This window comes from Hahella sp. NS-SX17 (assembly GCF_057367735.1).
This window is the reverse complement of the sequence record NZ_CM170632.1, coordinates 1855341-1869922: the sequence shown is the minus strand read 5'-3', so window position 1 is coordinate 1869922 and position 14582 is coordinate 1855341. Positions and strand designations below refer to the sequence as shown.

The window sequence follows — 14582 nt, the reverse complement described above, 5'->3', positions numbered from 1 at the left end:
GGATTTATTCATCCAATAACAATTAGGAGAGGCACATATGAAACCCATCGTTGTTGTAGGCGCTGGTAAAATCGGCTCAATGATCACGGATTTCCTGAATGGCACTGGCGACTATAAAGTCACGCTGGTGGATCAGAATCAGGACGCGCTGGACCGCATCGCCGAAGAAATTCCCGGCATCACAACTGTGAAGGCGAACGCCTCTAACCAGCAGGAAATGGAAGCCGCCTTCAAGGGCCACTTCGCCGTTATCAACTCCTGCCCATTCGATATCAGCGCCTCCATTGCGCACGCCGCCGCAGCGCAAGAAGTGCACTACCTGGATCTGACTGAAGACGTCGCCAGTACTCGTTTGATCAAGTCCCTGGCGAAAGACGCCAAATCCGCCTTCATCCCGCAGTGCGGCCTGGCGCCGGGTTTCATCTCCATCGTCGCTTATGACCTGGCGCGCCACTTCGACTCCTTGCATAACGTCCATATGCGCGTCGGCGCACTGCCCAAGTTCCCCTCCAACGCGTTGAAATACAACCTGACCTGGAGCACCGACGGCCTGATCAACGAATACCTGAACCCTTGCGAAGCCATCGTTAACGGTCAGTTGCGCGAAGTGCCTCCAATGGAAGAGCTGGAGCATTTCTCCCTGGACGGCGACGACTACGAAGCTTTCAACACCTCTGGCGGCCTGGGCACTCTGTGCGAAACGCTGGAAGGCAAGGTGTCCAACCTGAACTACCGCACCGTGCGTTACCCTGGTCACCGCGACGTCATGAAGCTGTTGCTGAACGACCTGCGTCTGGGCGAGCGTCGCGACCTGTTGAAAGAAATCATGGAATCCGCCATCCCTGTCACCATGCAGGACGTTGTATTGGTATTCGCCAACGTCAGCGGCGTGAAGAACGGCCTGTTCCTGCAGGAAACCTTCGCTCGCAAGATTTACAGCCGCGAAATCAACGGTAAACTGCGTAGCGCCATCCAGATCACCACCGCATCCGGCATCTGCGCTGCGCTGGACCTGCTGGCGGAAGGCAAACTGCCGAACCAAGGCTTCGTACGTCAGGAAGATATCCGCTTCGAAGACTTTATAAACAACCGTTTCGGCCGCAACTATATGGAAGACGACGGGAAAAACCCTTCGGCTTCAGTGCGTCGCGTAGCCTGATCAAATATGGGCGCGGCGACCCCGCGCCCCGACATCAGGACAGGTAGCGAACCAGAAGCTCGCTACAAGGACAAAGAAAACGCACTTACGACTCTTTACGGGAGGACCGCTATGAATATCCAAGAGATTTTTTCAGCCCTGGGCATGGACCAGGGCATTCTTGCTTCAGGGGACTACAAAATCAGTTCCCCGGTTGACGGCAAAGTAATCGCCAGCCTGAAACTGGACAGCAAAGACGAAGTAGAAAAGAAAATCGCCGCCGCCGCAGACGCCTTCAAAGCCTGGCGTCGCCTGCCCGCTCCTCAGCGTGGCGAGCTGGTGCGTCTTTACGGCGAAGAACTGCGCAAGCACAAAGAAACCCTGGGCGCGTTGATCACGCTGGAATGCGGCAAGATCGTTTCTGAAGGCCAGGGAGAAGTGCAGGAAATGATCGACATCTGCGATTTCGCTGTCGGTCTGTCCCGTCAACTATACGGCCTGACTATCGCTTCCGAGCGCCCCAACCACGCACTGCGCGAATCCTGGCACCCCATGGGTCCAGTCGGCGTTATTTCCGCGTTCAACTTCCCTATGGCGGTTTGGGCATGGAACAGCGCGCTGGCGCTGGTTTGCGGCGATCCTGTGATCTGGAAACCTTCCGAGAAAACGCCTCTGTGCGCCCTGGCCTGTCAGCATCTGTTGGACAAAGCCATCGCTCGCTTCGGCGAAGCGCCGGAAGGTCTGTCCAGCGTCATCATCGGCGAACGTGAAGTCGGCGAACAATTGGTTGACGACAAGCGCGTACCGCTGATCAGCGCCACCGGCAGCTGCGCCATGGGCCGCGTAGTCGGTCAGCGCGTCGCGGCTCGCTTCGGCAAATCCATTCTGGAACTGGGCGGCAACAACGCCATCATCGTGGCGGAATCCGCTGATCTGGACATGGCTACTCGCGCCATCGTTTTCGGCGCAGTCGGCACCGCAGGCCAGCGCTGCACCACCACTCGCCGCGTCTTCGCTCATGATTCCGTATATGACGAATTGCTGGGCCGCCTGAAGGCCGCCTACAAGCAACTGCCTATCGGCAACCCACAGGAAGCCGGCACGTTGATCGGTCCGCTCATCGACGGTCGCTCTTACGAGCAAATGGAGCAGGCGCTGGCTGACGCCAAAGCGAAAGGCTGCGACGTATACGGCGGCGGACGCGCGCTGGAAAAAGAGTTCCCACAGGCTTACTACGTGAACCCCGCCATTGTGGAAGGCGGCAACGCGCTGACCAACAACGCTCACGAAACCTTCGCGCCGATTCTGTACTTCTTCCGCTATTCCGATCTGGAAGACGCGATTGAACGTCAGAACGACGTACCGCAAGGCCTGTCTTCCGCCATTTTCACTCTGAACATGCGTGAAGCGGAACTGTTCACCTCCGCGGTGGGCAGCGACTGCGGCATCGCCAACGTCAACGTCGGCACTAGCGGCGCTGAAATCGGCGGCGCATTCGGCGGCGAGAAAGAGACTGGCGGCGGTCGCGAGTCCGGCTCCGACTCTTGGAAGGCTTACATGCGCCGCTCCACCGCGACAGTGAACTATTCTTCCGAGCTGCCGCTGGCGCAAGGTATTAAGTTCGACCTCAACTAAGCCTTTGCTGAGTTGACTTAAAAGGAGAGCTTCGGTTCTCCTTTTGACATCCGCGCCAGGACGCGCGGTTCGACAGGTCAGGATTTTCCTTATTGGTTAAACGCTTATTAACATGGCAATGATATTGGCATGTTAATAGCCAGGCGTATGGATGCGCCTGCGCGGCGGCCAGCCGCGGGAGACAGGGTCTGACATACGCAGGCTCTGTCGTGGCGGATACAAATAGAAGGAAGCTATTTGTCCGCCTGATTAATATATACCGATGATGTACGGGAAGCTGTTTCCGACTGTGCGCCTGTAACCGGACTTCAACCGAAGCCGGATCTCCTCCTCTTATTCCAGAACGCCTCAGGCGTCTGGACGCACGCCGGTCAGACGAACGTCAGTATTATTTTCAGGATTACGAGCCGTACCATGCAAACTACTGCGCTTTTCAAACTGTTGTCTTCGCTGACTGACGCCGCCAAGGCTCAGCAATTGCTTGATTCCGTTCAATTGCACCCCATTTTCGCCCAGCCTCACCATGACGATGAGCCGCTCAATCGCGCCGTCATCGCTCAGGCGATGAACATGATGCTGTTTGACGACCTGCTGGAGCGGGTGCCGGAAGGCAAACAATACGTGGCGGAAAAGCTGGCGTCTGGAGAAAAAGTCGTGTTCGACCATGGCGCGCTACGCACCGTGGCCTGGGAAAATCAGGCGCTGCCGATGGGGTACAAAGCGTTTGCGCGCATCCTGGAGCCTCTCGGCTTCACCGTGGCCGGACAGTATCCGTTGCCCAAGCTAAAAATGTGCGGCTTCGTCTACACGCATGCGGACCTGCCTCACGATATCGCCCAGTACTTCGTCAGTGAGCTGTACCCGGAGCAGTTCACCAAATCTTTCCAGGACGCCGTTGACCGAGTGGTTTCCGTGTCTTCCGATCCATTGACGCCTCGCTCCGCGGAGCTGTTGCAGAAACTGACCGCAAATGGCGCTCTGCCCCTGGCGGACGCGGCGGAATTGCTGCCGAACCTGCTGCAGTGTTTTGACCGTCAGCACGGCGTACCCCACCTGCACGATTATCTGGCGTTACGGGAAGAATCCGCGGAAATGGCCTGGATCTCCACCGAAGGCAACGCTTTTAATCACGCGACCGATCGCGTGGGCGACATTCGTCAACTGGACGCACAACAGCGTGAGCTGGGCCGCCCGATGAAGGATGAAATTGAAGTGGCGCGCAACGCCAACATCATGCAGACCGCTTATCGCGCCACCAAAGTAAAACGCCAGTTCAAAACGGATCAAGGCGTCGAAACCCATGAGGTTCCCGGCTCCTTCTTTGAATTCATTCAGCGCAACGATATCGACGAGAGCGCTGAAAAGGGCGTGGACCTGCGCTTTGACAGCAGCAACGCCCAAGGCATCTTCACCATGACTCGCGCCGTTGCGAAAACGGCCGAGACAGCGGAATGCTAACTCCAGCATATTGAAGAATTAGCGCACATCGTCGCTCCGGCCAGGCTTTGCAAGCCAGCGGCCTGGACCGAGGTTGGCCATGTGCGCATTTTTTCGCTTCTTTTCGGCCGGTCAGGCTATACTCCCCTCCTCGATCAACACCAACAACGCACGCTCACAGACTTCGCCATGCACGCAACAGGAATCGGCGATTCACGCCCATTGCTAATTCTCTACACCCCTCACCGCCCGCCCATGCCTCAGTATGAGCAGATGGAGGGCTATCGTTGCGGCATTTCTGGAGAGACGGAAGTCATCATCAAAGAGACAGGCAATCATTGGCGCAAAATTTTTTCCATCTTCGCCAAGATAACCCAGGGGCTGTTATTTCCAGAGGAAGACTGGCGCGCGGTGCGGGACAGACGTTTATTCACGGAAGGCGGCGCGACGGCGTTGCTGTTTCAACAACATCTGCTGGCCCCCCCAACAGACAGTCAGCCTCCCGTGCACCTTATCGGGGGACAACAATTCGCGGAAGGGTTCTCAGCGCTTCCCCAAACGCCCCAAGGATTGCAGGAAGACAGTCGCATCTTGCGAGCGGGAAACGTTTATCTGACGCCCTATCTGGACTACCGGCAGTTTCCCAATGCATTGATAACAACGTTGCTCGCCGATATAGAGCGTCAGGGGTTTGTGACGACTAAGCCGTCGCTGTTTTAAGCTCCACTTTCAGGGGAGGAACTCCCAGCTTTTCTTCCTCCTGCAGACACTGCAGCGCCAGTTCTGAGATAGTACGGCGATAAGCATAACGCATCACTCGCAAACAGCGGTCGCTGATCTGGAAGATCGCTCCGGCGTTCAGCTCATCCAGCTTCTCCTCTGGATTTACCCCCCAGTTCACCGCGAATTCCGCCAGAGTCTGCTCTTTGCTGGTGGAAAAACGCAGGTCGATATTGGCGGATATCTGATGGAACTGACGCAGATATTCCCTCGCCAACTGGACATGCCGAGCCGCCGCCTGAGCGAAAAATTTGGGACGCTCTTCTTCATCCTGGCGGTACAGGGCGTTAAGCGCCGCCATGCATAACGGCAGGCTATCCCAGATATCCCGCAATAAAAACAGCTGGCGGAAAGTGTTGTACAACGACTCCGCCCGCGCTTTGTCCTCCGTAGACATCTGCGCCATCGCCAAATGCATGCGCTGCGCCACATAGGCATCCAGACAGCGACTTAACTCGCCCGCCACCCGTTTCACTTCCGTACGTCGATCGTCGAGGCTGCGTTGCACAGCGCCGACATCCCCTCCTGCTTTCACACCGAAGTCAGCAGCGTCGATGTTATAGCCCGCCTCTATATAAGCGAGCCCCACCTGAGCCGCCTCCATATGCTGATAGGCTTCCCAATACAGTTCCATTTGCGCCGTCGCCCGCGGAATCTGGCCGCGCAGTTCGGTCACGGAGCCAGCCAGATCCACCTCCGTCGGCGTGGCGTTAAACGGCTTCATGAGACGCATGGTGAACAAGTCGGCGAAGTAGCGTTTCAAGGCTTCTTCCGACTCATTCATTTTCGAGTGAACATCCCTGATTTCCTCGAAAGAGCACAAGTACTGCTCGGGCTTCTCCAGCCCCATGGAATTGTAGATGCGCAGCGTGACGATTTTGCACAGAGCGTCAAAATCCGGCATCAGTTCAGTGGCGGGAAATTCATCGGTCCAAACCGGCTCGTAACCCAGAGATTGCGCATGGGCGATGCGGTCATTGTCCGCCGGATGGGTATCCCAAACATTGGTCTGGCGCTCGTCCATTTTCGCCCGCACCGCGTCGATTTCTTCCTGGGATAATTCCGCCGCCAGTTGCGCAATAGTTTGCGGCAGGTTGTCGATCAGGCGGTCTTCGTTCCAGGCGGATTGCCAGATCTCATCTCGGCGCTGCTGCGACATGGACATATTCCACAGCGCCACCGCCGTACTCTGAAAAGTTTCGCTGCCCGCGACCCAGCTTTCGTATCGGTCCGCGTCGTACTCCATCTCCCGGGACATCCAGCGGGTGACGCGCAGGTTGAATAAGAACAGGTATTTCAGAATCAGGCGCGTGCCTTTGATCATGCCTTGCGCGGCGATCAGCGCCACATCCAGCGCAAAAATCGGGGAATATTCCCGCCATTTGCTCAAACGACGATCCCAGGCGTCAGGGTAAAAAGCCCGACTCGCCATCCAGGCATTAGCGGTGTTGACGATATAGTTGGCGATCATGGCGTTGCGTTGCGCGAAGTGTCCGAACTCATGTCCTAATACGCCAATGAATTGCCGGCTGTTCATGCCCGCCAGCAGAGGCAGGCCGACCGTCAGGGTCAAACGACCCTGAAACAGGCTCAACAGTCCTTTTTCCGGGGCGACGTGAGCATTGACCTCGCCATCCACATAGATCTTCACCGGGGCGGGCAAGCCCATGCGTTCAGTGAGCAGCTGCACCAGTTGATAAAAGCGGCGATACTTTTTCGGATTCAGTTCCAGAGTGCGGTTTTCAGGATCGCGGCCAAAGAACGGCTTCAGCAGGAACAAGGCGAACACGGTTCCCAGGAGAACCGGTACGAACAGCATCAATGTCCCCATCGCGTTGGTTTTACGCACCGCCAGAATATCCGGGATACTCAACCCGTACCAAACCGTTCCCACTATCGCGCAGATTGTCAGGCTGAAGTAAATCAAAGGCGCTATCAGGCTCAACAAAGTTACGCTGAACAGCCCCAGTTTATAAGCTGTGGTTACCGGTAATTTGGGAATAGGTTGATGCAGACGCTCCTTCGCCAGGGCGAGCACATCTCTCTGTGCATCCGCCACGTTGCCCGGCTTGGCGCGGCTGGCTGTCGATGACGTCGAGTTTGTCGCGGACTGCGCGGCTTCCGTCGGCTTCGCCGCCCTGTCTGAGGACGAACAAGGCTGCAGCGACACCGCCAAACCCAGACGACCAAATAAGGCTTGATATTTTCTGGCGTCAGACGTGGACAGGGACTTTTTGATCACTACCGCGCCAGCCAACAGACGCTCGACCTGCGTATTTGATAACTTCAAACGCGCTGCGAGATTATCTCGCACCTGACGCTCTTCGAAACCGGAAAGTATTTTTCCCTGACTGATAACATTGAACTGAGGGGAAGCAGGTGCGCTCAAATCGACATCCTTTGTGGCGGCAGCAAAAGGCGGCAATTTTAAGCGCCAAAGCTGATGTTTTCTAATCTTTTTGGGTATTTTTACGCGAAGAAGTGTAACTGGCGCAGCTGGATTTATGAACACTAAGCCGGGTATTTCAGACAAGCATCGCTTGAACTCTGATAACTGCGCCAAATCGACTACTTTATCTTTAGGTCATATTCCTTACGAACCATGCGGATACTCTTCATGAAAACACCAGCGGCTTTCCGCACCATATTAGTTTTACCTTTTTTCCTTACCGGCTGCGCCTCCTCTCTGGAGGACATCCGCGAGGCCCCTGCCAGTCTGAAGCTTTCTCCTTTTAAGGAAGTGAAAACGGACTTCGTCCACCACTGGACGCAAAAGGTTCACCCTTTTAGCGGCGCGGCGGTGTTGGATATTGATAACGACGGCAAGGAAGAGATTTTTGTAGGCGGCGGCGAAGGACAGGACGACGCCTTGTTAAGCCTGCGGGATGGAGAATTGCGCGACATCATCCAGGGAACAGCTCTATCCGCCTCGGCGGCCACCTACGGCGCAACAGCAATGGACATGAACGCGGATGGCCAAGTGGACCTTATTATCGCCCGCAATGACGGCGTCTATCTCTACTTGAACGACAGCGGCCGCTTCACTGCGCAAAAGCTGCCAGTTCTATTGCCTGATAATACCGTTTCCTTCGCCGTCACTGTCTCCGACATTGATCAGGACGGCGACGGCGACCTCTACATCAGCAACTTTATTTCTTTTGACGCATTCAGAAGCGCCACTTTTAACGATCCCAGCCACGCCCGCGCCAATGTGCTGTTGCGTAACGACGGCGACTTTCGCTTCACCGACATGACTGAACCGTACCAATTAACTGGCTACGGTTTCGGCTGGGGCGGCGTATTTGAAGACATAAACCTGGACGGCGAAATGGATCTGCTGGTGGCGCAGAACTACATTAAATGGCCGATTCACAAGGTCAGCAAACTGGCGGGTAAGGCATTTTTGCAACTGCCTACTGGAATGGGCCACGCTACCGGCTTCTTCCAGGCTGACGCCCTGGAGCTGGACAATTCCTGGTTCGGACAGTCCCCCGTCATCGCGGATCTGAACGGCGATGGCCGCCCAGACATCGCCTGGTTGAATATGGATGGTCCCGTGCGCGCCTTTCTGAATAACGCCGACGCCAACTTCATCGCCCTGCAACTGCCTGACTCGCCGGAATGGCTGGGGACGGAGGTCACTATTGAAATGGATAACCTGCGCAGTTATACCCGACAAGCGACATCCGGGGTAGGCTTGATGACGGACCAAAGCCCACGTTTGATTTTCGGAGTTGGCGCCAGAGAGTCCGTCACTCGCATACTGGCTCGCAAGCCCGACGGCAAGCGCCTCGAATTGCTTAACCCGGCGATCAACACCCTGATCTCTCTGGACGAATAAAAAAGCCCAATCTGCGGCCAGGCGCGGCGAATTCGCCCGGCCGCCCAACACATACGCTAATCCGCCTGTTGCCCCCGTTGCTTTTTAGCAACTCATAACTTATTGATATTTATAGTATTGCCTGCATAGACGCCACCGCCGTCTCTTATCTGCGACTCTCAAACGCCCTGTCACGCGCCACCAATCACATCGTATTTCCGTAACATATTGTTTTAAAATGAGTTTCAAGAGTTGGCGCCGAACTTGTAATACCTAGGGCGAAACACGCTGAGGCTAAGCAGCCCGGCTACCTCACGAAGGGAGAGGTTAACAGGAGGAGCCTTGAATCCGCACATTCAGGCCAGCCTCCTTAGAAATGGAAACAAGGACACCAACTTAGTAGGTATTAGAGTATGAATAAAGCACTCGCAATTGTAACCGCGTCATTCCTGGCAGCACTGACTGCTTGCTCTGACGAAACCAGCGTTCAAACCGAACAACCTGTGGCGGAGCAACAGCCTCAAACTGAAATGAGCGCCCCAGTGCAAATCACTGAAGCGCCCGCCAGCTCCGACCAGTACGCAGGTCCAGCGGTAGAGCAGGTGTTTTCATACCTGGACACTGACCGTAACAGCGTAATCAACAAAGAAGAAGCCGCAGCTGATTCCAGCATCAATGAAGCATTCGCCCAGATCGATATTGATCAGAATGGCGAAATCAGCCGCGACGAGTTTGTAGTGTACAGCGGTGAGGCCACCGCATCCGGCTCCAGAGCTGGACAGTTGTACGAAGCGGAGCCTCAGCCTGAGATGGCTGTAGATCCTGCAGCGCCAGCAGATCTGGAAGCCGCACCCGCCCAATAAGCGGGACAGTTTCAGCCAAAGCGTGCGTCTATAAGTTAAATCCGGGCGCTACTTGACGCACGCTTTGGCTCCTTATTTCCAGCCACTTGCCCTCTTCAAAGCAAGTCTCCTGACTGAGATCTCCAGCTCACTCCTGAGCATCTAATTCCATCACGACTTCCGTTTTCACAGAATTAGCAATAAAGCAGCTCTCATGCGCACGATGGTGCAGCGCTTCCAGCTCCTCACGCGTCGGCCTGACTGAGCCGGAAAATTCAACGCGAGGACGCAGCCTCACCTGGGTCATCATCATGACGCCTTCCGCGTTTTCAGCCAGAACGCCAATCGCAGGATCTTCGTAGCTATCCACCACGAATCTGCGCTTCGCGGCGAAGGAAAGGAAAAACAGCATGTGGCAACTGGAAAGGGAAGCGACGAACGCTTCTTCAGGGTCCACATTTTCCGCGACGGAGAAAGGTAAAGGGACAATATGCGGGGACGCGGAAGCGGGAACTCGAACGCCGCCGTCAAATTCCCATTCGTGTCCGCGACTATATTGGTTGGAAACAAAGTCCTGCGCGCCTCTGCGCCAGCGCACGGTAGCGAAATACTCAGACATTCACACCTCCTTGAATCAGCCAAATAAACCACACGCCGGATTGTCGGCGCGCGGCGCTTCATGAAGGAGATGTTAACAGACTTTTTCGATCGGCCGCTTAGGTCGCCCACCATTACTCGGCCCACTCCAAATATAGAGTACTTTTTATCCGCCAATACAGCCAAACGAGACAATTAACTGGCGAATTTGGCCAATCATTCTCTGATTTTTCAGGCTTTTTCGTTTCAGATACGTTAGTTACGTTCGTTTGCAAAATATGCGCAGAAATACACTATCGTCTTGCTACAACTGAGCTATATTTGAGCAATATTCGATCACATCGCACGCGCCCCCCAAACTTTCACCTCGTCCAAATGGCATGACGTCAAACTCTGATTTCTGCAGGAAAACTGTAATGAAGCAATACGATCCGACAACCCCCGATCACTATACGAACCATCTGGCGGAGGTGAACGAGACTAATGCGGTTATCGCTACCGAGGACATATACAACAAGGACGGGATGCTTCTGGTTAAAAAAGGGCTGGCTATCAAGCCAGAAGTCGCGCGCAGGTTGTTGAACCATAAACTGGTGAAGCCGCTTGAAGTGTCCGTCAATGTGGACGACGCCCTCTATGGGCAGGAGATTCATCGCGACATTCATCAAATGTTCGATCGCTTCGAAGGGTTGCTGGAAATTCACTCATCCATGCGTCTGGAGGCCAGCCTTATCGCCGTGTGCGAGAAGTACGGCAGTTACGACCTGCTGGTGCAGAAAGTCACTGTGCTGTGCAAACGTCTGCCAAAGGAATATCAGAAGGGGCTGTTCTGTGCATGGTTAGGATTCGCCATGGCGACACGCATGAATCTGAGCGAGGAGGAGCGTGAAGCCGCCTTCATGGCCGGATTGGCTCACGACGCCGGCATGCTCCACATCGATCCGCAGATCGTTGCGAAAACCGGTGAATACACGCCGGAAGAGTGGCGCGCCATGCAGAGCCACACCCTCATCGGCGATCTGTTCCTGTCATATATTAAAGAGATTCCTGACATTACTCGCCGCGCGGTCAAGGAGCATCACGAGCGCGCGGACGGCAGCGGCTACCCCGCCGGCCTGTTCGAAGACAGCCTGTGCATCGTCGGCCAGGTTGTGGCGATGGCGGATGAAACCTACGCCATCTGTGAGAAACGCCGTTTTAATGACAAACTTCACCTCGGCGAAGTCATGCCGGTCTTCCAGATCGACAGTTCTTTCTTCCCCAACCAAGTGCATATGGCGCTGATGTCTGTGCTGCGACAAGTGAATCACGCCGCCACCCAGGCGGAAGTTTCCTGTGATCTGAGCAGCATGTCGACACAGCTGATGGAGAAGCGCCAGTTGCTGGAAAGCATGGTTGAGAACATCTACGCGCTACGTGAAATACTGGCGGAGCGTGAGCACATCAAGCGCATGCGGGTCGCCAAAGTAAAAATAGACCGCCTGTGGACGCTGGTGACCCGCTCCGGCATGCTGAGCGCGCCTTTAGGCCGCTGGTTACAGCATGTAGTCGAAAACAAGATCATACAAACAGTCGGCCGCGAAATCGTGGAGATGGATCTGATGTATCAGGAGCTACAGTGGCAGTTGAAACAATTGGGGAGAGTGCTGTATCTCTATCTCGAAGAGGAGAAAAAAATTACTCCTGAACTCAAAAAAGCGCTGACCAATTCCATCCGAGTTCTGGATATGGGCGCGCTTAAGGCCATGCCAAGCGCGGAAAAAGTGGCCTGACGGTCACCGCCTTCTGACATAAGAACACCCAGGCGGCGCGCTGCTTTATCGGGCGCCCGCCGCCTTGCCTCCTCTCACTGCTCTTTTCTTGATGCTTCATTCCGGCAGCGGCGCCGCTTTTGAGTGCGCTTTACGCTTGAAATTCCTGGCGTTCATCTAGCACGCCCTAAACAGGCGCGTCCCCACTGACACGTCAGATACAACAGACACCTAACGCCCTTAGCCAGCCGCGCAAAAAAGGGTCGCCATCCCATTCAAATTAATGTGTCACCTAACGTAACAGAATGAAATATAAAAAATTTTAATGAAACTAAGAAAATTAATTCCTATCCAATTGTATAGATCTGAACTATGCTAATTCATAAGCGGAATACTTCATGCAAGTGGTGTTGGGGCGCATTCAGAAACGTTTTCTCACATCTGTTCGGCGGTGACGCCTGCGGGCGCGCTGAAGAAATGTCAGGAAACTTGTCTGCAGGCCGGACGCAGCCGAAGTGGGGCGCGCATAAAGCTCCAAAGAGGCGCATGATGACCCTGTCTGAGCAAGGCGAAGCCGCCAGTTCCACGATAGCCGGTCACTGATCATGTCGACGTTTTAGCGCCACTAAGCGAGCTATTCATCACAAGAGGGGGCCTATATGAGCATCTTCAGTCAATTCGCCAGTCGATACGACTCACGCAAGGAAGAAGAGTACACGTTGGAGGAGTATTTGGAGATCTGCAAAAAGGATCGCACCGCTTATGCATCCGCCGCAGAAAGAATGCTTCTCGCCATCGGCGAACCGGAACTGGTCGACACATCCCGCGACCAACGGTTAAGCCGCATCTTCTCTAACAAAGTCATCAAACGTTACCCCGAATTTGAAGAGTTCTACGGCATGGAAGAGTGCGTGGAACAAATAGTGTCGTTTTTCAAACATGCGGCGCAGGGATTGGAAGAGAAGAAACAGATTCTTTACTTGCTCGGCCCGGTCGGCGGCGGTAAGTCTTCTCTTGCTGAAAAGCTCAAGCACCTGTTCCAGAAACAACCTTTCTACGCCATCAAGGACTCCCCTGTTTTCGAGTCGCCTTTGGGTCTGTTCGATCCGGCGGAAGACGGCAAAATTCTGGAAGAGGAATATGGCATTCCCAACCGCTATCTGCGCTTTATCATGTCGCCCTGGGCGGTGAAACGCCTGCACGAGTTCAATGGCGACATCAGCAAATTCAAAGTGGTCAAGCTGTATCCTTCCATTCTCAATCAGGTCGCCGTGTCAAAAACCGAACCCGGCGACGAGAACAACCAGGACATCTCCGCTCTAGTCGGCAAGGTCAACATTCGCATGCTGGAGGATTTCCCCCAGCACGATCCGGACGCCTACAGCTTCTCCGGCGGGCTTTGTAAAGCCAACCAGGGCATGTTGGAATTCGTGGAGATGTTCAAAGCGCCCATTAAGGTATTGCACCCATTGCTGACCGCCACTCAGGAAGGTAACTACAACACCACTGAGGGAATGGGCGCGGTGCCGTTCGAAGGCATCATCATGGCTCACTCCAACGAATCCGAGTGGCAGACTTTCCGCAACAACAAGAACAATGAGGCGTTCCTGGACCGTATTTACATCGTCAAGGTGCCTTACTGTCTGCGGGTGTCAGAGGAAGTCAAAATCTACAAGAAACTGCTCAAGCACAGTTCCCTGGCCGGTTCGCCCTGCGCGCCCGACACCTTGAACATGCTGGCGCAGTTCTCCTGTCTGTCTCGCATCAAAGAGCCGGAAAACTCCAGCATTTACTCAAAAATGAAGGTGTACGACGGCCAGAACATCAAAGACACTGACCCCAAAGCGAAGTCGATTCAGGAGTACAAAGACTCCGCAGGCGTCGACGAGGGCATGGACGGTCTTTCCACCCGTTTCGCCTTCAAGATATTGTCCAAGGTGTTCAACTTCGACACCACCGAGGTGGCCGCCAACCCAGTGCATCTGCTGTATGTGCTTGAGAAGCAGATCGAACAGGAGCAGTTCCAACAGGAAACTCATGACCGCTACCTGCGGTTCATCAAAGAGTCCCTGGCGCCGCATTATGTCGAATTTATCGGTAAAGAAATTCAGACCGCGTATCTGGAGTCTTACTCCGAGTACGGTCAGAACATTTTCGACCGCTACGTCACCTACGCCGACTTCTGGATTCAGGACCAGGAATACCGCGACCCTGAAACCGGCGAAATCTTCGACCGCGCCGCCATTAACGATGAACTGGAGAAAATCGAGAAGCCGGCCGGCATCAGCAACCCCAAAGACTTCCGCAACGAAGTGGTCAATTTTGTCCTGAGGGCGCGGGCCAGCAACAATGGCAAAAACCCGTCCTGGCTCAGTTATGAAAAACTGCGCACTGTCATTGAGAAGAAAATGTTCTCCAACACGGAAGACCTGTTGCCGGTCATCTCCTTCAACCCGAAAGCGTCCCAGGAGGACCAGAAGAAACATCAGGAATTTGTGCGGCGCATGATCGAGCGTGGCTATACTGAAAAACAAGTGCGTTTACTTTGCGAGTGGTATCTACGGGTTCGCAAGTCGCAATAA

10 protein-coding genes are annotated in these 14582 nt (G+C 54.6%); 8 read left to right on the top strand and 2 right to left on the bottom strand.

Going from position 1 to position 14582, the window contains the following annotated elements; translation table 11 throughout:
* Positions 1-37: 37 nt before the first annotated feature.
* The 4 genes from AC2IBB_RS08485 (at position 38) to AC2IBB_RS08470 (ending at position 4930) form a co-directional block, all read left to right on the top strand.
* Positions 38-1159: a saccharopine dehydrogenase family protein gene (locus AC2IBB_RS08485; RefSeq protein ID WP_486332447.1), complete on the top strand. Its 1122-nt coding sequence runs from the start codon at positions 38-40 to the stop codon at positions 1157-1159.
* 111 nt (positions 1160-1270) lie between these two features.
* Complete coding sequence (gene amaB / locus AC2IBB_RS08480; RefSeq protein WP_486332446.1) at positions 1271-2773, top strand: L-piperidine-6-carboxylate dehydrogenase; 1503 nt, start codon at positions 1271-1273, stop codon at positions 2771-2773.
* 414 nt (positions 2774-3187) lie between these two features.
* Complete coding sequence (locus AC2IBB_RS08475) at positions 3188-4231, top strand: 2-oxoadipate dioxygenase/decarboxylase family protein (protein WP_486332445.1); 1044 nt, start codon at positions 3188-3190, stop codon at positions 4229-4231.
* A 168-nt stretch (positions 4232-4399) separates the two neighbouring features.
* A complete protein-coding gene (locus AC2IBB_RS08470; protein ID WP_486332444.1) occupies positions 4400-4930 on the top strand; it encodes a DUF6942 family protein in 531 nt (176 codons plus the stop codon).
* Here AC2IBB_RS08470 and AC2IBB_RS08465 read toward each other — a convergent pair.
* Complete coding sequence (locus AC2IBB_RS08465) at positions 4911-7379, bottom strand: M48 family metallopeptidase (protein ID WP_486332443.1); 2469 nt, start codon at positions 7377-7379, stop codon at positions 4911-4913. The genes AC2IBB_RS08470 and AC2IBB_RS08465 overlap by 20 nt on opposite strands.
* A gap of 228 nt (positions 7380-7607) precedes the next feature.
* On the opposite strand from AC2IBB_RS08465, the gene AC2IBB_RS08460 reads away from it, so the two are divergent.
* A complete protein-coding gene (locus AC2IBB_RS08460; RefSeq protein WP_486332442.1) occupies positions 7608-8831 on the top strand; it encodes a CRTAC1 family protein in 1224 nt (407 codons plus the stop codon).
* Between the two features lie 392 nt (positions 8832-9223).
* Complete coding sequence (locus tag AC2IBB_RS08455) at positions 9224-9673, top strand: EF-hand domain-containing protein (protein ID WP_486332441.1); 450 nt, start codon at positions 9224-9226, stop codon at positions 9671-9673.
* Positions 9674-9800: 127 nt separating this feature from the next.
* On the opposite strand, the gene AC2IBB_RS08450 is transcribed toward AC2IBB_RS08455, so the two are convergent.
* A complete protein-coding gene (locus AC2IBB_RS08450) occupies positions 9801-10271 on the bottom strand; it encodes an OsmC family protein (RefSeq protein WP_486332440.1) in 471 nt (156 codons plus the stop codon).
* A gap of 394 nt (positions 10272-10665) precedes the next feature.
* Between AC2IBB_RS08450 and AC2IBB_RS08445 the strand changes: the two genes are divergently transcribed.
* Positions 10666-12021, top strand: coding sequence for an HD-GYP domain-containing protein (locus AC2IBB_RS08445; protein WP_486332439.1), 1356 nt, complete (start codon positions 10666-10668; stop codon positions 12019-12021).
* A 638-nt stretch (positions 12022-12659) separates the two neighbouring features.
* A complete protein-coding gene (locus tag AC2IBB_RS08440) occupies positions 12660-14582 on the top strand; it encodes a PrkA family serine protein kinase (protein WP_486332438.1) in 1923 nt (640 codons plus the stop codon).